Genomic DNA, 23,549 nt, shown 5'->3' on the forward strand with positions numbered 1-23,549 from the left:
TCTAGTTCCAACTTATTTTGTGTCAGCGTTCCTGAGCAATGGTCTTCTGCCATTCAACGATGAGGCAATCAGCCAATTGCGAACCCAGTTGTCGTGATAGCGGAAGCCGTTGAGTTGCTCAAAGGGGCATAAGCACCCGCCCATTGCTTTGCGAGTCTTGCGACAAAAGGGATGGAAGTTCCAGAGTAAGGCCATCGAGCGCACCGACTGTTCCGCCGAGTCCCAGAATCCATGAAAATCTTGCATGGCATACAAGATGCGGTCAAGATAGTTCATCGGACGGTCAACCTGATTGCTGGTGCGATAGGCGTCAGGGAAGTCAAAGGCGCGTTGGAAGACGTGAGATTTGTCGTTGAGGCGTCGCAAGCGAGCGTCAATGGCCTGGGGCAACGCGTGGGTGTTCACCCACTCCAGCAACCGACGCAACCGTTGAGCAAAGTGACGTTTGCTCTGGCCCCGATACAGATGCCAAAGCTTGTCGGCTAGTTGCTGACCCAGGACTGGTTTAGAGCGGCACCCATCGCGAATTTTAATCACCTCATGCAGGAAGCACAGAATCCAGACCAGGCCAGGGAATAGCTCCTCCCAAGCGGCTCGGGTGGCCTCCCAACCATCAGTCGTCACCGTCTCGGGCGCATAGTCGGGAACATGATGGGCAGCTTCCTGCTGGAATACCCCATAGGCTGCGGTTAATCCATCCTGACCCGCATTGGCACTGAGACTGGCTCCCAGGACGCACCCTTGCGCCGCTGTCACTGCCAGATAGACTCGCTGCCCGTGCCAATCACAATGCTTCTCATCGGCAACTAGATGGGGGGGAGCGCCGTTTCCCTTTTGAGGGTACTGCCCACAATCGAGGCTCGACCGAACGACTGACAGAGCCGATACCAGTGCATCTCAGAACGGCCCAGCACATAGGCAATCCCCTCATACGACAGGCCATGCTTTCTTAAATAGAGCGCTTTGTCGGCCATCTCCGCCGTCTCGCTCATGTACGGCATCACCAAATCGGGACGCAGTTGATAAGCCTCTCCGGTACTCGGCAGCAAAATCCGCCGGGTCTTGAGCTGTTGACGAGAGGACTCGACCCATCCGTGAAAGCGATAGCCTGCCTCAATCCCGTCGGGAAACAGTTCCGGGTGGGATGCGATCTGCTCGTTGAGATACTGGCGAAAGGCTTCCCGGTCTTCTACTAAGACCTCGTAGTCAAGGTCGTCTGCAATGGGCAGACAAATCGTTTTATCGCCTGCTGTGCCACGCTTGCGTCGTTGCTGAGCCATCGGCTTTGGCCTGCTGAACTCTCTGCCTCAATTCTACTCAACACAAACTTGGGTGGAACTAGACTTACCTCTCTTTATACATTTGGCAGCCAAATTCCCTTTTGGTCACTACGCCACAAAGATTTTGGAACGCCAGTTCAAGTTCCATCTCCTGCATTAACTAAGCACTATCCAGTCGAAGGCATAAGAGGCGAATGGCTAAATTTTTACGACAGAGATGATGTATTGGGCTATCCAATTCAGCATATCAATCCGCTGTATGAGCAGGCTGTTAAGGATGTAGAAGTCAAAATATTCAATCTCCTAAAGGGTTGGAATCTTTTTTCGCACAATGAGTACTGGAAAAATAAGCAGGTAGTTCAGTCAATTGCCAACTCTATCGCTCACACGTTGCAAGCCATTCAGTAAAGGTATACACAGAGCAACTTTGTCTATACCTTAGAGTTGCGATCGCAACTCTCAACCGAACTGATCGCAACTCCCAATTGTGCGATCGCAATTCCAAACCAGCCAAAAAAAGGGGGCAAACGCCCCCAAACAGCTACGGCAGCAACCGCAGCCGAGAACCACGAGAGACAGGCCCCAACCGCACCGCACCAACGGGGACAGAACAGGGAACCGAAACGGCAAACCGACCAGGCCCAGACGACACCGAACGAACGAGAACGGAATAGCCAACCACCGCCGACCACCGAACCGCGAAGTCAGACGGCAACGAGGCAAACCACACCTCAGCAACGAAGCCCGTGAACGACCTGTCCGACTCCCGCCAGAAACACTCAACCGCGCCAAACTCAGCGGCCAAACCAGCAACGAACTCAAACGGAACTGAATTCATGACAAAAACCAAAAACAACAGGGTTTTTGTCCCACTTTCCGATCTGCTCTCTTTAAACCGATAACGTCCAGTGGCAAGGGCTGGGAAATGCGACCAACGGGAGCCAATATAAAACTGCGAAGCAACCACACGCCCAGCTTGTAGGGATGGCGGCAAACTCGCGTCAAGGCTTCACTCTCACCGATAGCCTTTATGAGTTTGGCCGACAGACCCACCCTTGCCACGGGTTATTCAAGTGGGATAATTGAATGCCCTGTGGTTGGTTTCTCCCACAGGTAGCTGAACAGTACGGGGGGTTTGGGGGGAACGACCAAGGCCACCTCGACCGCGACGGGTGGCCCATCCTGAAGTTGCGATCGCAACTTTGCCACAGTAGAGCTGACACGATTATCCGAATCTGCAATCGCAACTCTCAATTCAAACTAAAAATCCCTCTGGCCTTTGGCTGGAGGGATTTGTCTTATGTCCTGTCCAACCGTCTTACGAGACAATAGGACGAGTAAAATTGATTCGTGTCTTATGTCCTGTCCTATTGTCTCATAGGACAATAGGACAAATCTAAAATCTTATGTCTTGCGTCCTGTCCAACTGTCTTACAGGACAATAAGACAGTTGAATTTAGTCGCCATTGAAGCCGGAGATTGCGCCCAAGGATTGTAGGTTTTCCAGTCGCTTACCGCAGGCCATCGGCACCTGTAGATCCATCATCCGGGCCAGCTTGCCGATAGTGGTCACTGTGTAAACTGAGGCTTGCTGAAGAGTGAGCAGAATCTCATACAGTTGGCGCTGACCGATGGATAGTGATCCGGCATAGGTCGGATCGACAGAAAGATATGAGGAGTCTTCCAGCGCTCCCTTAGAAGAGTCGCCACACAGCACCAGTTTCATCTGAGCGATTTCATCTGCGATCGCAGGTTCGAGCAGACTGTCCTCATAGGCTGCGTCGTGTTCATAGTCCAGATCTAATTGATCGAGATGATTTTCCCGACTGTACATGGGGCTTAGCAGGTATTCGTGTTGTTTTCACTCTAGCCTATTCAGCATTAAATTACATACATTTGTACTATAAACACAGTTGCTTGCCTGCTTAACTGATTAATCAACTAATCGATTAATCAGTTAAGCAGCTAACCGTTTTGTCGCTTAACCCACTGCTCCAGCAGCTCCGTTACCAGATCAGAGAAGTCACCTTCTGTATCCACTAGCAACCGCTTCACATCCTTGTTCAGTTCCTTCGGGATATATGCCCCGACCTGGATGTAATTCGGATCAGAACGCTTTCCAGTCGCCTTCCGTTGCCGCCGTTTCGGTTCTGGTTCAGGTTGAGGTGTCTTTGCCTTCTGTCGCTGCTGGGCTAACTTGTCAAACATGCTTGCTGGATCAGCCATTGTTCTCGATCTCCTTCCCTAATGATTCATACTCACCCCAGGCAATCCGACCAAAGCGATCGCCTGTCTGATACACGGGCACCCCGGCTAAGGCTGCTTTCTCATAAGCGGTTAAGCGCCTAATCATTTGATTAAACACTGGAATGCTTAAGCGGTTAAGCGTTTCTCTAGCTTGTTCAGCAGTGGCTTTCTTGCGGCTATCCACCATCGTCAGCACCACACCATAGGAGTTGAGGTTTTGCAGGTTATCGACGGTGGCCAACAGTGCCTCTAAAGCCAGGGCATCAGGAGTGGTAGGCAAGACTAATAGATCGCAGCCTTCCGCCAGCGCCTCTAGTTCGTCTTCGTCAGGGTGAGCCTCAGTGTCTACGATGACATGTTCTTTTCCGCGAGATACCTTAGCCGCTGCCATTAGATCACAAACCTGAAACGGCAGAGTGCCCCGTTTAGACCAGGACAGGGAAGAACGGTTAGGGTCGCCATCGACGAGCAACGTTTTTTCAGATTGTCGGGCAAAGTAGCAGGCTAGATGAATCGCGGTAGTCGTTTTGCCCACTCCGCCTTTGAAGCCAGCAACGGTAATAATCATTTGCTTACCCAGTTAAGTGCTTAAGCGATTAATCAGATAGACAACAGAACAAAGAACTTCCTGTCTGAAAGGATTCTAGCGCTTGATCAGTAAATCGATTAAGCACTTAAGCAATTAAGCAGCTAAGTGGCATTAGAAAAGAGACAGAATTGAGCTTTCATAGCGGCACATTTAACTGATTCTCTAGGGTTGCTTACAGTCTTCATAATCAAAATCCGGCCACCATAAGAGCTAGTTTATTTTGACTTAGACAACCCAAATAATAGTTCATTTATTCTAATAAACTTGCAGCCTTCAGTTATAAAGACACATGGATATGGAGCATTTCTTGTCGCGAAGCTGGTTTCAGGAATAGAATGGCTGCCTTGTGTATGTAAAAGTGACATCTAAAAGCTGTCATTTATATGTTCATTCAAATGTCAATATTATTGACATTTGATGCTTTATTGCTATACTAGTAGTTTAGGACATGTAAATATAGAGATAGAGGTGGCATATGCTACTTGCAAAGATAAGGCGAGAGCCTATACATGATTGTGAGTAGGCCATCCATAAGAAAAGATCTAATCTGAACAAACCTATATCGAAGAATAGTCCTATGCACAAAGGTAGTTATCGGAGGTAAAGAATGGTATCTACTCCACAAAGAATCGTTGAGCGGAATTGTACGGCTAATGCGAAGCCTAAGCAGTTCACGGTCCGTTTAACTCAGGAAGAGTTAGATATCCTCAAAAATTTGGCGGATTCGCAGAATATTACCGCTACTTCTGCATTAAGAAAAGCAATTGCAACAGAGCAATATCTCAAGCAAAAGAGAGCTGAGGGTGGAACGATCCTGATCCAGGAAAAAGACGGAACGCTAAAAGAAGTGGTCTTCCGCTAAGATATCTCAATGCTTATGTCTCTCAGTTCATACGAATCGAAGGCTCTTGTACTATATGTGCAAGAGCCTTCTTACATTGACACAGGAGACTTACGCTCATGTCATGGACAATAACAATAGAAATATACGACAGACAGAGTATCTATATTGAATTAGAAGACTCTGATATACGTATGCTAGAAGAAATAGCTGATGAGTCGTATGGAGGTGATATTGAACAAGCTCTCAAACAGTCAATCAGAAATATGTATAGTATTCTATCGCTTCAAATTTCAGGCAAAAAACTTGTTCTATGTGAACCAGACGGAACTTATCGAGAATTTGATTGTTAACATACATCATACGACAAGTTGAAATTCCATCCTCACCATGACACAAGAAGAATTCCTGGACGACGAAGGCATATCAGAGGAAGGTCCCGCTGATTTAGATGAGGCAACTAGAACAGAGGAGCGAAAAGAGATCTCAGAAGCAGAGGCAGCACGCTCTATTGAAACTAATCCTATAGAAAAAAAGCAAGAGGAGACTAGAGGAATTCTTGCCCAAAGCTTAACTATACTATTGGCTGCAACATCGTCTGCAATAGTTGGTTACTCAGTATTCTATAGCAACGATAAAGACACCTCGGAAAGTCTGCTAACGCTGGTTTGGACTTCTCAAGTTGGCTTAGTAGGAGGTGCTCTTGGATTCTACTTTGGACAAAACTCAAGTAAGTAAAATAGATATGCTGCTAGATATAAAAATCAAGTTGATAACGCTAGTATTTTCATTTCTCAAGGAGCATTCTAATTTTGTGTCCCAGATGATTTCTGCTTTTGCAAAATTAGTGGTTTTCTTGCTACCTACATTATGTATTACCTTTTATATTCAGGCTCAAAAGTACTCTGGTAAGAAGGAAAGCTAAGCACCAACGGAATATATCAGCTTTTTCTTAATGACGCTGTATGAGTCAGTCAACAAATCTCCTCACAACTTTAGAGATCGCAAGTCAGCAGAAACAGCCTGACATGCTTGACCGCTATCGCCAGCTCGACGAAATTGCAGAGAAGGGTTGGGAGCTGCCGACGCATGAGATAGCCGAAATTCTGGGGCTGAAGACACTGAACGGCACAGAGTTTGAGCGACACGGGTTCAAGTTTATCCGCTGTGGTAAGGTTGGCTCTCAGAGTGCCTGGAAGGTGGAGAAGCTTTGATTGGTAAACCCCAACAGGCAAAAACTTCGTAATTGCCGAACCCATACGACTGTCGAATATTAGCCCTAACTTCTACTAAGTGATGTCAGGGCAACTTGGCAGCAGGCAAATAGTTATGGGGCAAAACTATGCAGCTTGAACAGGTTCAGCAAATTCTCAGGCAGTCACCAACGGTGCTAATTGGGTTCATTCTGGGATCTACACTGATGTACGTTCTGGGTTCCGTTCCTAACTTCATTGAGGTAAGTTGGGGACCAAAAGGCAGTTATATCAGGATTGACAGTCGTACGGAATTTCTGTGTGACTCGGCAATCGCAGATAGCTCTCAGTAGAGTCAGGCTAAAACGGCGGATAGGAGCCTACACCATAGAGTGTAGGCTCTTTTCTTATATTCCATAATCGAGTTGCAATCGCAACTTCCATGCCGCATCAATGGCAGCATCATAGAGATATTCAGCGTCAGCCAATAACCCACAGGTAAAGTATGTTCAAGCGCTTTCTGTTTCTCACTATGTCCTTAACTGTCACTGTTGTTGCACTTCCAGCATCTGCGGATCTCGTTCTTCCTGGCAGGTGTCACATGGGCGTTTGTTGGGATCAGAACTATATGGGCAAAACCCTTGTTGAGGAAGGAGCTAGTGGAGATCTGTATTCAGTCGAGCTGGCGACTCGTTTTTGGGAGATAGATGAGAATCCACCAGTTATGTTTGACGAACCCAAAACAACATACGTCTACTGCTCCACAACTCAGCCAGCTTATGTTTTTCAATTAGAAGGTCAATATTATGCACATCTGCTGAATCCTGGCGGTGACTCGTATGGTTACAACGTCAGCGATTATCCGGTCTACTGGGCGACCTGTCATAACTTTGTCGGGCCAGATTTCTTCTCTGATGAGATGACCAGTCGGGCTGTTCAACTGGGATATCCGCTTGATTTACCTTCTGAGCAGATTGAGCTGACCAACGTGCGCGACATTATGGAGTGAGTTTTTTCGCTCCATCTGATTCAACTGTTTCCTTTGTTACAGGATGCTTGATAAGGAATCGTGGCTCAAAGTAGAGATAGCAATCTTTCCAGCCTTCACCGGGAATCAGAATTTTAGTCCTGTATCCACTACTAACCAAATCCTTCAATGCCGCTTGTCCAAAGCGATAGCTATTGATGAAGGCCGTTAGAGTTACCTCAAACCAATCCTTCAGCATGTCAATCTGAATTTTTTTAGGCTGCCCTATGTAAGGCACTTCAAGTACAGTTCCTTTGGCAAGGAACTCCTCATCAATCACGTCAACTTGCCAGCGCTGGTTACAGGGTAGTCTAGGCACTTCAGTTGCTTCAGTTGATTGTGATTCCGCTCTGGCCAGCTCTCCCTCGATTGCCCTGCGACAAATCTCTGACCAGTTCAGATTTGCCTTATTCATCCGGGTTTTCAGTTCTTCGCTTACGTAAATATTGACGCTTGCCATCGATGATCTCTTAACTAATGTGCCTACATTTATCAGCATATGGTTCAAATGCTATATGCGCATACTTATAAGCGTAGTCAGAATCGACGCTATACCGCTATATCTAGGCATCAAGACTTGGTGAAGCTGGGTCTGATTTGTGACCTGATTTTGCGATCGCAACGTTGTGATCGGTCGAGATTATAGTAGTCAAAATAATAAACGCTGCCACGGAGGACAGCGTTTACCTTGATTGTGTCTTAGTCGTATTTGACAGGTTTGCTCAATTCATCAAGATTGCCACTCATTTGATTGGGGCTATCTGGTGAGTTGGGTGAGTTCAGATTGTCATAGGGCTGGCCTTCGAGAAAAACTTCTATGTTATTCCACTTGATTGTGGCTCTGCCTGCATACCTAGCCCTCACAGCTAAGGCAATCAATCCTGTTGAGGCTCCCGTAACAATCAGCATTACAAAAACCTTGAACAAAAAACGGGTGCTCAGGTTATCATCGTCGTGTTTTGGAGGCATAGCCTTTTTAGTCTCCTTAAAAAACAAATGGCTAATGGCGTGGTTGCATAGGACTTCGAGTTGGTAGCTCTCCTATGGTTTCCACGCCTTAGTTTTGACCCACTGGCCTGACGCTCGTAGGTTTACCGTTCTGCATACGGATACCTGCGATCGCAATGAAATGTCAAGCTTTTTAGTAATTAGTTACTACCTTGACGAGGTTGACCTACTATACAAAATGTTTGGGCACTAGAAAGAGACTTGCCCATTTGTTTTTTATATAGCCTCTACCAACCTTCACTACAATCTGTAGGGTCTTTGCTGGTGATGCAGCCGATCTATAACGCTAGTGGTGGTTTTGGACTATACAAATAAAACACCGCACTCAGCAAAATGCAAGGTGACTTCAGAAAGAGACGCATTTATAAACAAGGATCGTTGTACACCACCTAAACTTTTGTCTAGGAGCTGGCTCAAAACTGCTGATTAGTCTAGCTTTTGGGGGTTTTAGTTTTGGAGCAGGAAGTTTACTTTCTACCTTTGCTACTTAGGGAGCTAAGAAGAAAAGCCCCCGGTACCGCAGCGCGGATCATAGATTGAGCATTTAGTTGTTGCGATCGCAAGTATCCCTGGCATAACCATGTCAGTTGCTCGGCTAGTTGAAACCTTCCTTATCTATCTTCCTCAACCATCCTGCGACAGCACCAAAACCTTCACCTGCCGTTCCAACTGAGCCAGACGGCGATTCATCTTCTCCACTGAATCCGGTTCCGTCTTGCCCAGGTAGGCCGCAACTGCTTCCCTGACTAACTCACTCTCAGTCTTGCCCGTGGCCTCTGAAATCTGCTTAAGTTGAGTCTTATAGGACTCTGGCACCCGACCCGCTACATGGGATAAACGCATCACTGATCACTCCGTTAACGTGGTTAACCCATCTGCGGTTGTAGCTGGGTTATTTTCTATATGCTCAAAAATGGTGAATCAGGTAAACAGTGTTAACCCTGACCAAGCAATAATTCTGAGCCATTACTGATTCTCAAGAATAGGGGTGTGTTTCTCAACAAGAACACTGGTTTTTGAGGCGAATCGCTGAAACTACTGAAATCTCGATAGAATTGACTTGCTAAATTGTATAAAAGAGCAAATCAGCAGTAATGCCCAAACATGAGCGTCACGGACAAGCGGAAACATGGACTGAGGATCAGTTTCAGCAGGTGATCGCAGAACTGAGTCCAAAGATGCGGGCGATATTTTCCATCTGCTTCTACACAGGTTGCCGAGTCAGTGAAGCGCGACAGCTTAAGGCCGAGGATGTGGTGGGCAGTTCGATTGTGCTGCGAAAGGACACGACCAAAACGAAGCGCACCCGATCCGTACCGATGCACCCCCAGCTCCAGCAGATTCTGGATGAGGCGCATCTGCCAAAGTCTGGCTATCTATTCCCCGGTCGCAAGGGCGGCTGTATTACCCGTCAGGCTTGTGATGCCGCTTTACGGCAAGCTTGCGATCGCATCGGTCTACGTGGCTTTAGTACCCACAGCAATCGGCGCACCTGGGCGACCAAATTGGATAAGGCCGGAGTGAGGCTGAAGACGATTCAAGATCTCGGCGGCTGGACTTCAATGGCGGCACTACAGCGCTATTTGGAGGTGTCGGACGAGGAGAAGGTAGATGCGATCGCAAAGTTGTGAATCTGCGCTAGAAAACGCCATTTACTCAATATCAAGACGCCTTTGGGCTGAATGATTCAATAGGCTTGCCTATCCTCACGAGCAATGGCCCATGTCACGATATGCACGCTATTTCTACTAAGTAACAGAGCACTTAATACCTAGTGCTCACATTGGGTATCACAGTAATCATCTGGGAGGTATGGCCTATGGATTAGGGTGTTGGCAAGGGAACTGTACGCAGGGTAATGCCATTGGTGGCGCACTGGCTGATTCATATGTGCAGTTGCGGTCGTCATTGTGTTTAATCTCCTTCTTCTTTGCTCTTAAGGGTTTGTCTACAGACAAGCCCTTTTTTTGTAGTTCTAACAGCCAATACTTTAGCCATATATGTCACACATCGGAGCAAACTTCTACGTTTATATGTAACCCAATAAAGAGGTGTAACTGCATAAGGTTAAAGTTTCCAAGCCAGTTAGCGGCTTTACAAAAATCAGATATATGGAGGTGAGCAAGCATAGTTTAATCTCATTTAGAGAAAAGCCTGCTCTGACGAGCAGGCTTTTCAAGCCTTGACGATGCAGGTTTCACACATTACTCAAGGTTCTGTAATGATTTGCCTAAATTTACATGTCACAATCTTGCATCTATCACGACTAATCAACGTAAGCGCACAAAACCTACATAAAGAGGAATGAGTTATGCCGTCTACTCAATATGCAATTGACCAAGTGCCAGATCAAAACTTAGCTACCAATAAAGGCACTGATAATATCTTAGACTTTGATGATCGAGCAGCAGACAACCGATATTCACCACTAGCGCGATTACTAAAACTAGATATAGCATTTTCCTCGTCACGACTTAAACTGAATCTTCTATTTCTTTTGGAAGATCTCACTGCAAAATTGCTAAGGCAAGATGAGATATCGAGTTATTTTTCACCTCAATATATAACGCGTCTTAGATCAGCAGCTTTAATTGAATTGACCAATTATTTCCGTAACAAAGGAAACGAATTCATCAAATTTAACCAAATCAAAATGAATCGTTTCAGACGTTTAAGTAAGTTAGCAATAAATATAGCAAATCCTACAAGGAAAGCACATATTTTCCAAAGTGAAAATGCCCCAGTAACTGCAATAGCAGTAGATACAGACTCAATCAGGTTTCAACAGATTAGCAGGTCAACAAGAGTGGTGCATAGCCCACCACGACAGTCTTACAACGAGGTAAAGTATGACTACGCATAAGCAACGTACTAAGATCCAGGTTCTGAAAGACGAATTTCTAAAAGATGTAAGTCTATTACTAGAACCATCAAATCCAAAAGGAAAAGCTTTCCTAAATTATTTAGAGCGGACAGGAAAGCAATTAAAGATTCGTGACTTAGATCCTAAAGAGGTCTTAAGTGAAGCCGCAATGCGGGGACTTAATTATATAGGTGATACCTCTCAAGCAATTGAAAATACTCAAGCATGGTTGAGTAAAGTTTGTACTTTCATCATGCTCGACATGATGAAGGACGAAAAAAAAATAGGCTATTAAAGGCCAAAAACGAAAGAGCAGAGAAGGCTAGAAGTGAAGTCATTGAGGCGGAATCTGATCCTCTAAGAATGCTTGAGTTAGAGGAAAATAGTGCAGAAGTCAAGCAGCTAATTAGCGCTCTTTCCGTAAATGATCAAAGAATACTTGATTTTAGATTCTATCAAGGCTTATCTTACAAAGAAATTCAGATTCGACATCTGAACGATTTTGGGGAACATGTAAAAGTTCCAGCTTTGAGACAGCGGGAATCAAGAGCCATACAAAGATTACAAAAGATTTGCCCACAAATTAATCAATGAAGATATAAGTATAGTTCCTGATGTTTCAAGTTAATAAATGTGCAATATTATTGTACGATGATTCATGCGTAGGTTATAGATTAGTTTCAACATTTTTCCTCCTACGTGAAGATGGTTCAAAATACTGAAAGTTGCATTATTTATTAACTTAAAAACAATGAATTATACACATCAAGAAGGAGATTTAGTTCAAATGTCAAAATATGCTTTGTTAGAGAGCGAAAACCTTAATCATCTAACACAGTCACAAAAAATGGAGCTTTTTCGATTACGGCTTTCTATCGAACAAATTTCTCTATTGGATCATTATTATGAATTAATCAATCTCGACACAATTTCTAATGATGAGGCTAATGAATTGGCTTCAATCTGGGAACAAGCAGAAACAGACGAGAAATTGACAGAAGCTTTGACAGTGCTAGATAGTCAACCAGTGAATTGCCTTCAAGGTGAGACACCATTCGCTGAAGATCTAAACTTACGAGCATCATTGAGTGAGTATGTTCCTGTTGTAGCGGAGATGAAGCTAAAGCACTCACACACTAATCGTGAAGATATTGATCCAACAGAACCTTATGCAGTGATACTGTGTCCTGATGGTTCCGGATTCATTCAAAAACCTATTCCTGAAGGAGGTATTGGACTCGAAGAAATTGGAGAAGCAATCTGTGGGAAGTGTAATACTCCCCTTTCAGGACATCGAATTGTGTTCAGACGAGGTGCAATAGCAGCAGGGGCCTAATACATAAAATTCAGAGGAGGAACAAAAATCAACTAGAGTATCCCTGCTTTCTTCTTAAGGAAAGCAGGGATATTTATTAAAAAATCAATAATGAATTCATCCTGTCACAAGTTTAATTATATTTCTACTAAATATAGAATCAATCACACTAGGAAGAATGCCAATTTTTAACTTCTAAACCCGCAAAATTATCTATTCATATTTCAATCATTTAGTTACTCATAAGTAACAAAAGAGGGATAAAGGAATGTTTGGTTTATTTAATCAAAATACTACACCCAAGCAAGACCAATCTTCCGATAAAAAAATTGTTGTTCTCAGAGACGTTTCAAAAGTTGGTGCTAGGTGCCGAGCTCGTATTAACGGAACTTATTGGGATATCAAGTCAACAACACCCAATCACAGTTTCGTCTCTGAGGAATCAGCTAGGATTGCTAGGCGTGAAGAACTAACCCTATTTCTTGAGCCAGTTCAAGGCTAGATATTGCGATTTTCATTCAATCTGCGATCGCAACTCCCAAACTGAGCACACTAAAACCAATGCATAGAGTTCTATGCACCCTGATGTAGCTCGCCACGATGCACTTATCCGGCGAGCATTTTTTATGGCTCAATGACACCACCTCATAAAATTGCGGCCTTAGCGTAGGTTCTTGCTCCATTACTACTCAATCCCCATCGTTGACCCACCATCTCAACTGGGCACACTGGAGCTATCAGCATGTTCTTGACCTAGACACCAACAACCATGAGCCGTAAATACTGTTTGCTATCTGCCCTACTCCTAGTGATAAATAGCTCAGCGATGAATCTGACTGTGCCTTCAGCAGAAGCGGCTCAGGCCACACAGATTAACGGTGAAAAGCAAAGTTCTGGTGCTCCGAGCATTCTGCGTAACGCTACACCTATGAATGTTTCAGGAGGCGTAGCTCGTCGTTCTGGGTCTGTTGGAGCAGGCTATGAAATCTACAGTTTTGAGGCAGAGGCTGGAGACGTAGTAACTATCGATGTCGATGTCACCCGGATTTTGCAGGGGACAGAATATGCTGACGATGACTCTCAACTGTTTCTATTTGACAGTCAAGGTCGTCTCATCGCTGAGAATGATGATGAAAGAGAGGGAGTATTTCAATCTAAAATTGTCAACTTCCGAATTCCACGTGATGGAACTTACTTTATTGGAGTCTCAACTTTTGACAACAACCCCAACTTAAATTCTTCTGGAGTGATAACGAGCTGGGGAAACAACGGATCTAGCAGATTTGAATATGACCTGATAGTCCAAGGCATTTCCCAAACAGTTTCAGGAACATCTAGGGTTACTCCAGCAGATAGAGATCCGGAATGCATAGCTGCACTTAATGCTGCAAAGGCACGACTACAGAGAGGCAATAACGCATCAATAAGAGAATACATATTTGAGATGCGTCCTGAAAATCAGGGTAGAGGCTATCCTAGCGACAAACCATACGTAGCTAACTTTGCGGTTTCAGGCAGATCTAGCGATGACATTATGCGTTCTCCCCAACTCTTAACCTCAGTTAGTCGAGACTTCTTAGCAAGCTGCCAATCATCTAGTCTTGTCATAATCGGCATCGATCGGACTGACGAGGCAAGATACTTTGGTCTAGTGAGAGGTGAAGTTATTGAATTTGAATGCTTGGAGCCTAGCCGTTATAACTCTGGCCCTGCCCCTTGGGGATACTTCACTTGTATTTAGACTCATCAATAGGAACCGATAACCTTCCTATTGCTCAACGTCCTGCACCCAGTCCGGTGCAGCATTCATCAGGATTGATAGAAACTCTGAAACCACTTCATCCGGTCGCCGCATACAGTCCTGAGCAGTGAAGCGCACCGTCGGCACACCGAAGCGCAACAGCACGCGATCACGGGCATAGTCTCGAATAGTCTGCGCTTGCTCCAGGTGATGCTGCCCATCCACTTCTAGAATCATGCAGCGGCCTTGATAGAACACCATGAAATCAGCTTCGACTCGGCCTGTGAGCTGACCGTCGCTGACGATGGTATCTCTTAGCCCAACACGTCCACGGGCATTAGCGAAGAATAGGATTTGGGCCTTATCGAGCGCTTGAGCAATCCGCAGTTCTGCTTCCGATCTCAGATACAGCCCACCCCATTCATGAACAGGGTTTTGCGGCTGGGAACTAGATAGGGTAAGAGATGTCCCCGTGAGAATCATCTCAATCTGAATCTTCAGATCTTCCACACAGAACAAGCGCCACTGATGCTGAGTGCCGTGTCCGTTGGGCTGGCCAGCATAGGCAATATGTAAGACGGTCGAAGGTTCCCAGTAGAAGCCTGGTCGGGTTTTGGTGTAGAGCTTTTGAGATAGGTTTTTTCTGTACTGCCTCTTCTTCCTGGCATCCACGTTTTGGTAACTGGGAGCCATCGCAACGACCACATCTAGTAGCTGCTTAGTCGATAGCTCAAAACAGCAGGGCAGCTTGCCGCCACTGGGCACTATTGCAGTTTCAGGTTCAGTCTCAGCGCCACTCATACAGCCATCCAAGCCAGTCCCTCTTAGGATGCCCACCAGGAGTTGAGTCGATGAAGATTAGTGGCTGGAGATGTGCGATCGCAGTTTGGTTGTGGTGCTGGGGATGTGCGATCTCAACTTTGAGCTAGAAAGTGTTGTCCCAAACACCAGATTTTTTGCACTTAAAAGTGTAAGTGCTGAAGGCTACAGTCCTTAAGAATAGAGAGTTACAGCACTTATAAAAGGACCACTTGTGTCGAAGTGGCCCCATCATATTGTGTCTTTAGTGGATGAAACTTATGCGCCGTCTCCCAAGCCCTTTTCTACACCTTTGCGTTGTATCTTTGCTTGCCATCGGACTAGCCGTGGTCTACAACGACAGCTTTCTACTGTTCGAATTCGGAGGAAGCCGAATGGTAATAGATGGTCGCCAACAACAAGAACAAACCGTTCAATAAATGAACCCAGTAAACGCATGTGAGCCCTTCGTTCACATGCGTTTTAATGGCGACTCCAGCGAAAACAGCAACTGAACAGCCTTCCTATTTTTAGAACAGGCTGAACTAGATGAATATAAACTTGCTCAAGAAATATAGGCGTAGTTTTCTTTCAAGTGAATTCTGCAACGCGAGTGTTCAAATAGGGAAACGATGACGCTTCCCCTTCTATGCCCAAATACTCTCGCATCTTGGCTTGCTGATCCAAAATAGAATGCAGATCGTCATCAGAAAGAGCTTCTAGATCAATCTTTTGAATTAAAGAATCCAGTAGTGGATCTTGGAGAGCAAGTTCCAAGATATAGGCTATGCGCTCTTCCTGTAGTGGGTTGAGTATCAATAAATAAGATAAGCGCTGATACTCTTCAGCAAGAGCTTTTCGATAATTATCTGTGATCTCCATAAACGTAGACATGATTGTTGCTCCCTATATGTGAAGCTAGCTGGGGTCGATGGTTTCGACCCAGCTACCTTCAAGTACGGATTAAGGGATGACTTACCCTCTTTCCATTGAGTTGTAATGCTTACGTAGACGCTTAAAGGCACGTTGACCACGTTTACGAACTGCTTCCAACTCTACTTGCTCGCCATCGCGGGAGAGAGCCTGCGCTACATCTCGCCAGGATAGTTCATCGAGCCAACGTAGTTTTAGAACTGCTTGGTCATCTGGCTGGAGTTTGGGAAGTGCTACTTGAAGCAGTTGCCGAACCGCTTCTGTAGAGTTTTCTAGTGTTTCAGTTGTTGTTTCAGTTTCGGCGAGATACGTCTCCAATAAAGGAGAGTCAGCCTTCGTTTTCTCTTGATGTCGTGCCATCTCACGGATGACGTTGTAGGCCGTTGCTTTAATCCAAGCCAGGGGATGATGTATCTCCTGACCAGTTGCGACTAACTTCGACCCACGTAAATAGCATTCGTTTACAACAGCAAACTCATCACAGTCCAAATGGAACTGTCTGATTTTGCTACGAATGAAACCCAGAGTTGCAAGGCAGTTAGAGTTCCTACTTGAGGCTAGTTCACTGATGGCAGCATCGAACTTCTGTTGTGCAACCGTAGCTGTCATTTGGGGCTGCTGCATGGTTCATCTCCTTATGGTGACATGGGCCCCACCTCCTTCATTGATATGGCTTACATCATTTGGTAATTCGAAGATCAACTGACCTGTCTAGCCTCGGTCACGGGCGTATTTATGCCGTTTGGCAAAACCACAGTAGTGGCTTTTCTAATTTCAAGATCAAGACTCTATCAAGTGGCTATTCAGTTGTTAATTTGGAGGCTTACTCAGAATCCTCATTTTTGGATCTCCTTAAATGGAAACAGTTGTAGGCTGTCGAACCAGATCCATATGGAGAATGACCTCCTATTGCATCTGGCTGTTCATCCCTACACCTCTATGTGATCGGTTTCTGGAAAATGGGACAGCCTTTGAAAAAATTTTTTGAACAATCTCTCAAAACCCCACTGGCTTCGTGAGAAAGCAGACATCAAAAAGCCCGCAGCCTTTTTTGGATAAGGCTACGGGCGTAGAGCGATGTGGGTATTGATTCTATGAAGTTGCGATCGCAGTTTGGTTACTGGGCGGCTCCAGAGAAAATCGGGCACTCTAGAGCAAAATTCTGGAGCATAGCCCCATGCCAACATTTAGAGAAATTGCGATCGCAACTTGCATCCCATTACTAGCCGCTGGATTAAACCTAGCCACAGGCGGCAGTCTATCGGCTCAGGAGCAACCAGAACCGGAGTGTGACCCATCCTATCCAGGGGTTTGCATCGCACCACCAGAACCCGATCTAGATTGCAACGATATCGAGTTTCGCAATTTCAGAGTTGAAGGCGACGATCCACACAATTTTGATGAGGACAGCGACGGGATTGGCTGTGAAAGGCGTAATAATCATCCAATAGTAGATGTGGGGCCTCCCAGTAATAGCACTAGTCATCCAAACCATCGCTAACCCCGTTCAACATCACACCGAATCATCACGCCAGCCGCAGTTCTGACAATCCCAGTAAACACCATCATTCGGCACTGAGATCGGCATTTCACACTCAGGGCAGCGCCCCGTAAACATTGGATGCCAATCCAGCAGCTCCCACTTCTGCTGCAACGTCAACCGCTGTTCTGGCTGCAAAACTAACTCGCCGTTGTAATAAGCGGCTCCTTCCGGCTGCCACTGCTCCTCTGGTTGCCACTCTGGATCTTGCTCGTAATCTGGGCAGAAGTTGCCGTCAACGCCACTGGGATGAATCGCACAGATTAGGTGCGGATCATGGGCATAGTTGAAACAGCGATCGCAGTGTGGAAGTTTAGGCATAACGAAGCGACCAAAATTTCTCCATATCTAAGCGCTGTTACATTTAGCAATATTTACAGCACATTTGAACTAAATTGCCTCTCAAGGAGTATGGCACCGATTCATGCAAAAATGGGCCACTTCTCCTGAAAAGCTATCCAGCAGGCCATTACAGCACTTCTACCATTTGCGATCGCACTTTCATGAGAGCGGCAAATCTGAGATCGCAACTCCACCCATGACCAAGCTCACCTCGACGGGTGCAGTACATCACTAAACTGAGCCTGAAATACTGAGGAGTGGGCCTGAATCCCTATATAGACAAGTTCAAAACCCCTACTGCTCAAGCGTTCAACCATCGTCCCTCTGCTCAAACTCTCTACTGCCTACTGCGCTTCCTATACTCTCCTAAGCCTGGTCTTCGGATCGGGCTTTTTAGTTGGGAGTTGGGAAGTTGCGATCGCAAATGTAAAGCGCTCAGACATCAAGAAGCGAATCCAACCTCTCCATATCTAAGCGCTATTACATTTAACAGTCAGAAATACAATTGAACTAAATTTCGTCCCTGTTTCGCTACTTTAGGGCTTAATATCTAGCGGGGCAGTATGTAGGCTCCGCAATTTACAGAACGCCAATCACTACCAACTTGTACTCTTGGAACATCGACACGACAATATGACGGGGAACCTTGTACGCGATTAACGGTGATGTCTACAGGTCCTATCCACCACCAGTTACTAGCAGAAATAGTGACATTAGCCAAACGTCGTCCTCCTGGTCCCCTGCCACTCCAAGTCACTCTATTCCCAGCTTGATTTTTGCCAGTAATAGTGATGCTAGTCGCAGACTCAAGAGTTGTTATCCGTAGTTGCTGGCCATTAGTACCTGCATGACTCGGTAAAACAGAGCTAGTAAATGCAAGAACACCTAAAGCAAATGCTGAACCTAAAATCTTGGATGAACGCTTTAAGTCAACCATCGCAACTCCTTTTGATAAGTTTAGTAATTTGTCATAAAACAAGGCTTTCCAGCTTATACCTCTTCCGAAATCAAGCTGGGTTGCCATAGCCACCAAAACGCCTAGCATCAATGCGGCCAGCACATTTGCTAGAGCAAATTTAGAGCTTGATTGGCTGCAATTATCCATATAAGAATAGAAACGTATATTCAAGCTTCTATATCTCAGATAAATGATTTATCAATCAAACATCATTCTATTTTCTGCTTATAAAAAATTGCTTAGCCACCGTATAAATACGGCTCTGCCAAAATCATTTCAAAGGTTATCTAATAATTCATAAAAGGTGAATTAAAACAGCTAATTTATAAAGAACCATTAGTTCATTTTTGGTGAACCAATGGTTCTTTTTTATGGTGCATAAATATCTAGTAAATACTGTTGAACTAAAGCTTTGCGATCGCACTCCAAACTCCCCCACCTACTGCTTCCGATAATCCCAAGGTTTCACCATGCCAGGAGTGCCCCACACGCCTAGCCGCTGTGATTCGGCCACCTCACCTGCTCTAGCAATCACACTCCCGTTTGGGCAACCCGTCACGTACTGGTCATAAACATAGGCCATCCCATCGGCCACCATCTGAGAGTTGAGGTGAATCTCGCCGCCGTCGTCGGTGGGAACGTAGAGTTCAGCCACGGTTCGACCGTAGCGATCCGTTTCCACGGCAGCAACCATGATTGCACCATGCCCCTGGTCAATGAGCGATCGCAAATGATCTCGGCTCTCGATGCCCATCTGCTGATCCTTCTCCGGTGCATCAATGCCACATAAGCGGATTTTGAGTTCTTCACGCGCATCTTTAACGCGCAGGGTGTCGCCGTCATAGATTGACCCCGGCACGACTATGTACTGCTCAGACAGGATGGTTCGAGTCAGCTCATCACCAGCAGGCTTGGGTATTCCAGTTGCGCCAGTCAGACCAAACTGCTTAATCGCCCACGATCCGCCCACTAGGATCAACACGGCTAGAACTGGCAATACGCCCCTTTTTACCTGCATGACAAAGCACCTCTAACTCTCTGATAGTTTGCCCTTGCTGGATCTCTAACTCTCGATAGCGCGCCTCCAGATCTTCGGTACGCTGCCACACACCGAGCATAGTTGTGGTGCTACCCGCTCCGGTGCGATAGCTAGCCTCCATCACTGCCTCTCGATTGACCTGCGTTTCAATCTGGCTCTGTAGCGTCTCCAGAAGACGAGCAGCCGCTTCATACTCTAGAACCAAGTCGATCACCTCTCTCGCTAACCCTTCGGCCACTTCTTCTCGCCGTCGAATCAGGTCAGCAGACTGAATTTCTAGATTTGCGATCGCAAGTCGATTTCGCTGCACATCGCCACCACCGAAGATGTTCTGCACCAGGCGCAGCGGATCGAGCGTGATGTAATCCGTCCACTGTCGCGCCTCGGCATAATCAATCCGATCATCGGTCAGCTCTAGCCGCTGATTAATCGCTTCAATCTCACTGCTGTTGCGGATCGCTTGGGCTGTCAGTTGCGTTAGGCACATCTCCGAACTCTCCAGACAGGGGAGCGCCATCGCGGACGAGCAAAGTAAGCTCCACAGACAGGGAACCATCAGGATTTTGACCCACCCATTTAACCTGGCGGACACGCCCTGCGTAGGGACTACGGACAACTGAAAGAGATGCGATCGCATTTTCGACCTCGTTTAGCCGAAGCTGAGTTTGTGAAAGTTGATAGTCCCTGTCCCGCAGCCGCTGTTCATAGTTGGCCCACTGCTGCTGATACTCCAGCGCATCTCGGTTGAGAGAGCTAACGGCCTGAGCTGAAACAACCGAGTGCTGATATTCAGCAGTGCTGCGTTTACCGACCGCAAGCTGATAATCGCGCACGGCTGCGGTGTGTTGCTGTTGCAGCTCAGCTAACTTAACCTGCTCATGTTCCATTACCAGCGGGTCAAGGCTGGCCAGTTGAGTAAGGTAAGCGATTTCTTGTTGTTTAAGTGCGATCGCAGATTCGGCCTGTTCGACAACAGCCTGAGCCTTTTCAATCGCGGCATTCTCTTCTAGATAGGTCGGCTCCAAAATTGCGGGTGCAGCTGCGGGTGGTAGCGGTGGAGAAATAGTCGAAGTCTCCAGCTTTTGCACCGTCAGCGTGAGCTGCTGTTGTTGCGCTTCTAGCCGCTGACGTTCGCGTGAGCGATCGGCAATCAGTTGACCCGCTTCTACCCGATCACCCATCTTCACTTTCAAATCTTCGGGGTCAGCGACTGAAACCTGCACTGTGAGACGTTTAGGGCTGTCACTCAATTCAGTCTGTGGCACTGGTTCGATTACGTCCGGCGCTGGGGGTTGTTGGGCTATAGCAACAGATGCGATCGCAACTGCCGCTAAGACGTAGGGAATTAGCCCTTTCATAGATGCACTCACCTGAGATCCTTATCAGAGAGTGCCCATTAAAACGCTCTAGAAATCCAGGAAGTGGCTCAAACCTTTATCGCTGCGAACCCTTACCCGTCCGTAAAAAGACTGATTCCCTTGCGATCACAAGTAGTTGAAGGGTCGGAAGCAAGGAATTAGAATAGGAAGGGAGAATATCAACTCTAGCCTTAGGTCAGCTAGAGCAGTAGTGTCAGACAGCACTGCTGGCCCCCCAACCTTTAAAGATATTCGGCAGAAAATGGTGTGAGGCGTCTTGTTTCTGACTAGCACCACACAGGGAGTTCAGTGTACGCTCTAGTTTTTGAGGAGAAGTTTTACCGTATAACAAACTAGCTACGATACAACGACAACACTAGCTCTCCCCTAGCCATAGCAAGTATTTGAGTTGGATCGTTGAATTAATACCCTTAGCGAGGTTCCACATCACGTGGGATGTAAATCAACTCGCTGATTGTAGCGGCCATTGTGAGATGGCTGTTTAATTCAACGACTCCAATAAACAAAATCAGGATTCGGATCGAATTAAGGCGATCAGCGATTTCAATTTGCATACCGCTGGAAGTGGCCTCTGTATGGGTAACTTGTACATCCTTACAGGAGGCAAATAATGTTTTGGAAAAAACCAAAAGGTGAGGATTCGAATCTTGACCCAAATGACGACTCTGTGACTATCACAATTACACTCCCTAACAAGTTGGTGGAATCCTTAGCAGGAAGACTACCTGACTTGCTGATTAAAGTTGTTATTCCGTTATTAGTTGGCCTGACTGTCGGAGGAGCAGGTGCATGGTTGCGCCAACAACCATGCAAATTTGCCCCTCCGACATGTGAGGTATCGGAACCTCTCGATTCAAATCAGTAACTCAACCGCACATTCATAGCAATACAAAGCCTGGACAGTTGTCTGGGCTTTTCCTATTTGTTGAATTACCTTTCATGCACTTCGATCTTATCCTGCCTACCAGAAAGAGACATATAGGTTAGAACACCATCACCGACAAACTCCCCGTCACCCATTGATCCGATAGCTGAATCGTAGCTAGCTCCAGTGAATGCAAATCAAATGTCATCCTATCCGCTGTGAGCGTTGCCGTTTGATACTGCCGTCCAGGTGGCTGGAGTGTGATGCCTTCGGGATAATCGACTGTCAGTGTTCCAGATAGATAAACCTTCCTCCCCGCAGTTGCGATCGCAAGTTGCTGAAACTTCTCGGTCGGGTTCTCATCACTGAAACTGACCGTCTCTCGGCTCACCTGCATCGGTTCCCCTGTGCGCGTCTTCAAAGACTCTGGGATGATGTTCTCGCCCGTCAAATAGATGCCGCTGCCGTCGGTGACGATGAACTCGTTACCCTGGGCTTTGAGAATCAGGTATTCCCCATCGGCACGACTCCGATCATCTGCCCACACGCCTTTGATGTCGGCATAGACAGCTTTATCTGCATTGGCGTTGTAAGTTGCGATCGCAGTATCACGCAGGCCCAAATTACTCCCGACCGACTGAGCCACACCGCCAGTGCCTGCCAGTTGAATTCCCAACAACAGCAGCACGACAGCAGCGACCAGTACCCAATACTCACCTGTGCTGCCCGTCTTCAATCTCCGATTTGGATTGCTGACACTGATCGCCCAAGCTGGAACAGGCCAAAAGAGCTGTACCCCTTGGCGAGTGAAGCAGTCTGGGGGTTTTTGCATAACCCCTCGAAAAGGTATATTCCACAAAGAGACATCTGAGTCTCAATCTAGTGATTGCGCAACTTTCGTACCCTCCAGATAGCGATACACACTGGCCTTCGAGAGGTTGTAATCCTTCATCAGGGTTTTGATGAGCACGCCCTGCGCTCGCTTCTGTCGCAGTTCCAAACACTGCTGCTCAGTCAAATGCTTATCCCGACCCAGCTTAACACCACGGGCTTTGGCATTCTGGATGCCATCGATTTGACGTTCAGCCCGGATTTCGGTCTCAAATTGGGCAATGGCCCCCAGCATATTAAAGAGCAGCCGTCCGGTAGCATCGCCGGTGTGAATGTTCTGGTCAAGCACCTGGAGATTGACCTGCTTTCGGTCTAACTGCTTAGCCAATTGACAGAGATGAAGCGTGGAGCGCGCCAGCCGGTCTAAGCGGGTCACCACCAGCGTATCGCCTTCCCTAACATATTCGAGACAAGCTTTCAGTCGAGGCCGCTTGCTGGAAGAACCACTCCGCTTCTCTTGGAAGATCTTGTCGCAATGCTTCAGCTTATCGAGTTGCACATCGAGACTTTGTCCCACAGAGCTGACCCGCGCATAGCCGACGACAGCCATGATCGCCCCCAAAGGTTTCATTAGGTCTAAGACCTTTTGAGAATCGAATAATGAGACATGGATTGAGACATTAATATGGGCCTGTCTCAAAAGGTCTACTTTCTGAGACTATTGTAAACGACGCAACGCCCCAGCGAGATCGCTAATTCC

Annotated in this window: 33 protein-coding genes; 13 read left to right on the forward strand and 20 right to left on the reverse strand. The window is 46.5% G+C overall.

The genetic code is table 11. From position 1 onward, the window contains the following. Positions 1 to 12 precede the first annotated feature (12 nt). Both AC286M_RS01125 and AC286M_RS01130 read right to left on the reverse strand, forming a co-directional pair. The gene (locus tag AC286M_RS01125; protein WP_488202632.1) at positions 13 to 756 is read right to left on the reverse strand and encodes a hypothetical protein; all 744 of its coding nucleotides are present in this window, start codon (positions 754 to 756) and stop codon (positions 13 to 15) included. Positions 757 to 806: 50 nt separating this feature from the next. Beyond that, positions 807 to 1,280, reverse strand: coding sequence for a hypothetical protein (locus tag AC286M_RS01130; RefSeq protein WP_488202633.1), 474 nt, complete (start codon positions 1,278 to 1,280; stop codon positions 807 to 809). On the opposite strand from AC286M_RS01130, the gene AC286M_RS01135 reads away from it, so the two are divergent. Further along, positions 1,269 to 1,688, forward strand: a complete 420-nt coding sequence (locus tag AC286M_RS01135) for a hypothetical protein (protein WP_488202634.1) — start codon at positions 1,269 to 1,271, stop codon at positions 1,686 to 1,688. The genes AC286M_RS01130 and AC286M_RS01135 overlap by 12 nt on opposite strands. A 133-nt stretch (positions 1,689 to 1,821) precedes the next feature. Here AC286M_RS01135 and AC286M_RS01140 read toward each other — a convergent pair whose 3' ends face one another. The 5 genes from AC286M_RS01140 to AC286M_RS01160 all read right to left on the reverse strand — a co-directional run bounded on the left by AC286M_RS01140 (position 1,822) and on the right by AC286M_RS01160 (position 4,095). Beyond that, positions 1,822 to 2,118 (reverse strand): hypothetical protein, encoded by a 297-nt coding sequence (locus AC286M_RS01140; RefSeq protein ID WP_488202635.1) that lies wholly within the window; start codon positions 2,116 to 2,118, stop codon positions 1,822 to 1,824. Between the two features lie 227 nt (positions 2,119 to 2,345). After that, positions 2,346 to 2,534, reverse strand: coding sequence for a hypothetical protein (locus tag AC286M_RS01145; RefSeq protein WP_488202636.1), 189 nt, complete (start codon positions 2,532 to 2,534; stop codon positions 2,346 to 2,348). A gap of 202 nt (positions 2,535 to 2,736) precedes the next feature. Next, positions 2,737 to 3,114 (reverse strand): hypothetical protein, encoded by a 378-nt coding sequence (locus tag AC286M_RS01150; protein WP_488202637.1) that lies wholly within the window; start codon positions 3,112 to 3,114, stop codon positions 2,737 to 2,739. 131 nt (positions 3,115 to 3,245) lie between these two features. Next, on the reverse strand, positions 3,246 to 3,506 hold the full coding sequence (locus tag AC286M_RS01155; protein WP_488202638.1) for a hypothetical protein: 261 nt from the start codon (positions 3,504 to 3,506) through the stop codon (positions 3,246 to 3,248). Next, positions 3,499 to 4,095 carry a ParA family protein gene (locus AC286M_RS01160; protein WP_488202639.1) on the reverse strand — a complete coding sequence of 199 codons (597 nt, stop codon included), beginning with the start codon at positions 4,093 to 4,095 and terminating at the stop codon, positions 3,499 to 3,501. The genes AC286M_RS01155 and AC286M_RS01160 overlap by 8 nt, the downstream gene beginning before the upstream one ends. A gap of 628 nt (positions 4,096 to 4,723) precedes the next feature. Between AC286M_RS01160 and AC286M_RS01165 the strand changes: the two genes are divergently transcribed. From AC286M_RS01165 to AC286M_RS01180, 4 genes are all read left to right on the forward strand, one after another. Next, complete coding sequence (locus tag AC286M_RS01165; RefSeq protein WP_488202640.1) at positions 4,724 to 4,978, forward strand: YlcI/YnfO family protein; 255 nt, start codon at positions 4,724 to 4,726, stop codon at positions 4,976 to 4,978. A 369-nt stretch (positions 4,979 to 5,347) separates the two neighbouring features. After that, on the forward strand, positions 5,348 to 5,695 hold the full coding sequence (locus AC286M_RS01170) for a hypothetical protein (protein ID WP_488202641.1): 348 nt from the start codon (positions 5,348 to 5,350) through the stop codon (positions 5,693 to 5,695). 227 nt (positions 5,696 to 5,922) lie between these two features. Further along, a complete protein-coding gene (locus AC286M_RS01175; RefSeq protein WP_488202642.1) occupies positions 5,923 to 6,171 on the forward strand; it encodes a hypothetical protein in 249 nt (82 codons plus the stop codon). Positions 6,172 to 6,655: 484 nt separating this feature from the next. Beyond that, a complete protein-coding gene (locus AC286M_RS01180) occupies positions 6,656 to 7,159 on the forward strand; it encodes a hypothetical protein (RefSeq protein WP_488202643.1) in 504 nt (167 codons plus the stop codon). Here AC286M_RS01180 and AC286M_RS01185 read toward each other — a convergent pair. From AC286M_RS01185 to AC286M_RS01195, 3 genes are all read right to left on the reverse strand, one after another. Continuing rightward, the gene (locus AC286M_RS01185; protein WP_488202644.1) at positions 7,149 to 7,637 is read right to left on the reverse strand and encodes an AF_0619 family ribbon-helix-helix protein; all 489 of its coding nucleotides are present in this window, start codon (positions 7,635 to 7,637) and stop codon (positions 7,149 to 7,151) included. The genes AC286M_RS01180 and AC286M_RS01185 overlap by 11 nt on opposite strands. 239 nt (positions 7,638 to 7,876) lie before the next feature. After that, positions 7,877 to 8,173, reverse strand: coding sequence for a hypothetical protein (locus AC286M_RS01190; RefSeq protein WP_488202645.1), 297 nt, complete (start codon positions 8,171 to 8,173; stop codon positions 7,877 to 7,879). A 636-nt stretch (positions 8,174 to 8,809) separates the two neighbouring features. Further along, a complete protein-coding gene (locus AC286M_RS01195; RefSeq protein WP_488202646.1) occupies positions 8,810 to 9,028 on the reverse strand; it encodes a ribbon-helix-helix domain-containing protein in 219 nt (72 codons plus the stop codon). Positions 9,029 to 9,279: 251 nt separating this feature from the next. Between AC286M_RS01195 and AC286M_RS01200 the strand changes: the two genes are divergently transcribed. The 6 genes from AC286M_RS01200 to AC286M_RS01225 all read left to right on the forward strand — a co-directional run bounded on the left by AC286M_RS01200 (position 9,280) and on the right by AC286M_RS01225 (position 14,104). Continuing rightward, a complete protein-coding gene (locus AC286M_RS01200; protein ID WP_488202647.1) occupies positions 9,280 to 9,816 on the forward strand; it encodes a tyrosine-type recombinase/integrase in 537 nt (178 codons plus the stop codon). 680 nt (positions 9,817 to 10,496) lie between these two features. Next, on the forward strand, positions 10,497 to 11,048 hold the full coding sequence (locus tag AC286M_RS01205; protein ID WP_488202648.1) for a hypothetical protein: 552 nt from the start codon (positions 10,497 to 10,499) through the stop codon (positions 11,046 to 11,048). Further along, the gene (locus AC286M_RS01210; RefSeq protein ID WP_488202649.1) at positions 11,035 to 11,343 is read left to right on the forward strand and encodes a hypothetical protein; all 309 of its coding nucleotides are present in this window, start codon (positions 11,035 to 11,037) and stop codon (positions 11,341 to 11,343) included. The genes AC286M_RS01205 and AC286M_RS01210 overlap by 14 nt, the downstream gene beginning before the upstream one ends. After that, entirely contained in the window at positions 11,289 to 11,642 is a 354-nt protein-coding gene (locus tag AC286M_RS01215; protein WP_488202650.1) for an RNA polymerase sigma factor, read from the forward strand. Before AC286M_RS01210 ends, AC286M_RS01215 begins: the two co-directional genes overlap by 55 nt. A gap of 157 nt (positions 11,643 to 11,799) precedes the next feature. Then, positions 11,800 to 12,384 (forward strand): hypothetical protein, encoded by a 585-nt coding sequence (locus AC286M_RS01220; RefSeq protein ID WP_488202651.1) that lies wholly within the window; start codon positions 11,800 to 11,802, stop codon positions 12,382 to 12,384. A gap of 817 nt (positions 12,385 to 13,201) precedes the next feature. Continuing rightward, positions 13,202 to 14,104: a PPC domain-containing protein gene (locus tag AC286M_RS01225; RefSeq protein ID WP_488202652.1), complete on the forward strand. Its 903-nt coding sequence runs from the start codon at positions 13,202 to 13,204 to the stop codon at positions 14,102 to 14,104. Positions 14,105 to 14,131: 27 nt separating this feature from the next. Here AC286M_RS01225 and AC286M_RS01230 read toward each other — a convergent pair whose 3' ends face one another. The 3 genes from AC286M_RS01230 to AC286M_RS01240 all read right to left on the reverse strand — a co-directional run bounded on the left by AC286M_RS01230 (position 14,132) and on the right by AC286M_RS01240 (position 16,444). Beyond that, complete coding sequence (locus AC286M_RS01230; protein ID WP_488202653.1) at positions 14,132 to 14,905, reverse strand: endonuclease domain-containing protein; 774 nt, start codon at positions 14,903 to 14,905, stop codon at positions 14,132 to 14,134. A 588-nt stretch (positions 14,906 to 15,493) separates the two neighbouring features. Further along, entirely contained in the window at positions 15,494 to 15,796 is a 303-nt protein-coding gene (locus AC286M_RS01235) for a hypothetical protein (protein ID WP_488202654.1), read from the reverse strand. An 81-nt stretch (positions 15,797 to 15,877) separates the two neighbouring features. Further along, entirely contained in the window at positions 15,878 to 16,444 is a 567-nt protein-coding gene (locus AC286M_RS01240) for an RNA polymerase sigma factor (RefSeq protein WP_488202655.1), read from the reverse strand. Between the two features lie 568 nt (positions 16,445 to 17,012). On the opposite strand from AC286M_RS01240, the gene AC286M_RS01245 reads away from it, so the two are divergent. After that, positions 17,013 to 17,336 carry an excalibur calcium-binding domain-containing protein gene (locus AC286M_RS01245; RefSeq protein ID WP_488202656.1) on the forward strand — a complete coding sequence of 108 codons (324 nt, stop codon included), beginning with the start codon at positions 17,013 to 17,015 and terminating at the stop codon, positions 17,334 to 17,336. A 12-nt stretch (positions 17,337 to 17,348) separates the two neighbouring features. On the opposite strand, the gene AC286M_RS01250 is transcribed toward AC286M_RS01245, so the two are convergent. Next, entirely contained in the window at positions 17,349 to 17,696 is a 348-nt protein-coding gene (locus AC286M_RS01250) for a hypothetical protein (RefSeq protein ID WP_488202657.1), read from the reverse strand. Positions 17,697 to 17,799: 103 nt separating this feature from the next. On the opposite strand from AC286M_RS01250, the gene AC286M_RS01255 reads away from it, so the two are divergent. Next, positions 17,800 to 17,952, forward strand: coding sequence for a hypothetical protein (locus AC286M_RS01255; protein ID WP_488202658.1), 153 nt, complete (start codon positions 17,800 to 17,802; stop codon positions 17,950 to 17,952). Positions 17,953 to 18,267: 315 nt separating this feature from the next. On the opposite strand, the gene AC286M_RS01260 is transcribed toward AC286M_RS01255, so the two are convergent. The 6 genes from AC286M_RS01260 to AC286M_RS01285 form a co-directional block, all read right to left on the reverse strand. Continuing rightward, positions 18,268 to 18,846, reverse strand: a complete 579-nt coding sequence (locus AC286M_RS01260; RefSeq protein WP_488202659.1) for a hypothetical protein — start codon at positions 18,844 to 18,846, stop codon at positions 18,268 to 18,270. 268 nt (positions 18,847 to 19,114) lie between these two features. Next, entirely contained in the window at positions 19,115 to 19,645 is a 531-nt protein-coding gene (locus AC286M_RS01265; protein ID WP_488202660.1) for a thermonuclease family protein, read from the reverse strand. Further along, positions 19,623 to 20,201, reverse strand: a complete 579-nt coding sequence (locus tag AC286M_RS01270; protein ID WP_488202661.1) for a TolC family protein — start codon at positions 20,199 to 20,201, stop codon at positions 19,623 to 19,625. Before AC286M_RS01270 ends, AC286M_RS01265 begins: the two co-directional genes overlap by 23 nt. Beyond that, a complete protein-coding gene (locus AC286M_RS01275; RefSeq protein ID WP_488202662.1) occupies positions 20,155 to 21,084 on the reverse strand; it encodes an HlyD family secretion protein in 930 nt (309 codons plus the stop codon). The genes AC286M_RS01270 and AC286M_RS01275 overlap by 47 nt, the downstream gene beginning before the upstream one ends. Positions 21,085 to 22,076: 992 nt before the next feature. After that, positions 22,077 to 22,790, reverse strand: a complete 714-nt coding sequence (locus AC286M_RS01280) for a hypothetical protein (protein WP_488202663.1) — start codon at positions 22,788 to 22,790, stop codon at positions 22,077 to 22,079. A gap of 42 nt (positions 22,791 to 22,832) precedes the next feature. Further along, the gene (locus tag AC286M_RS01285) at positions 22,833 to 23,420 is read right to left on the reverse strand and encodes a recombinase family protein (protein ID WP_488202664.1); all 588 of its coding nucleotides are present in this window, start codon (positions 23,418 to 23,420) and stop codon (positions 22,833 to 22,835) included. Positions 23,421 to 23,549 lie beyond the last annotated feature (129 nt).

It is taken from the genome of Thainema salinarum CENA647, assembly GCF_057732415.1.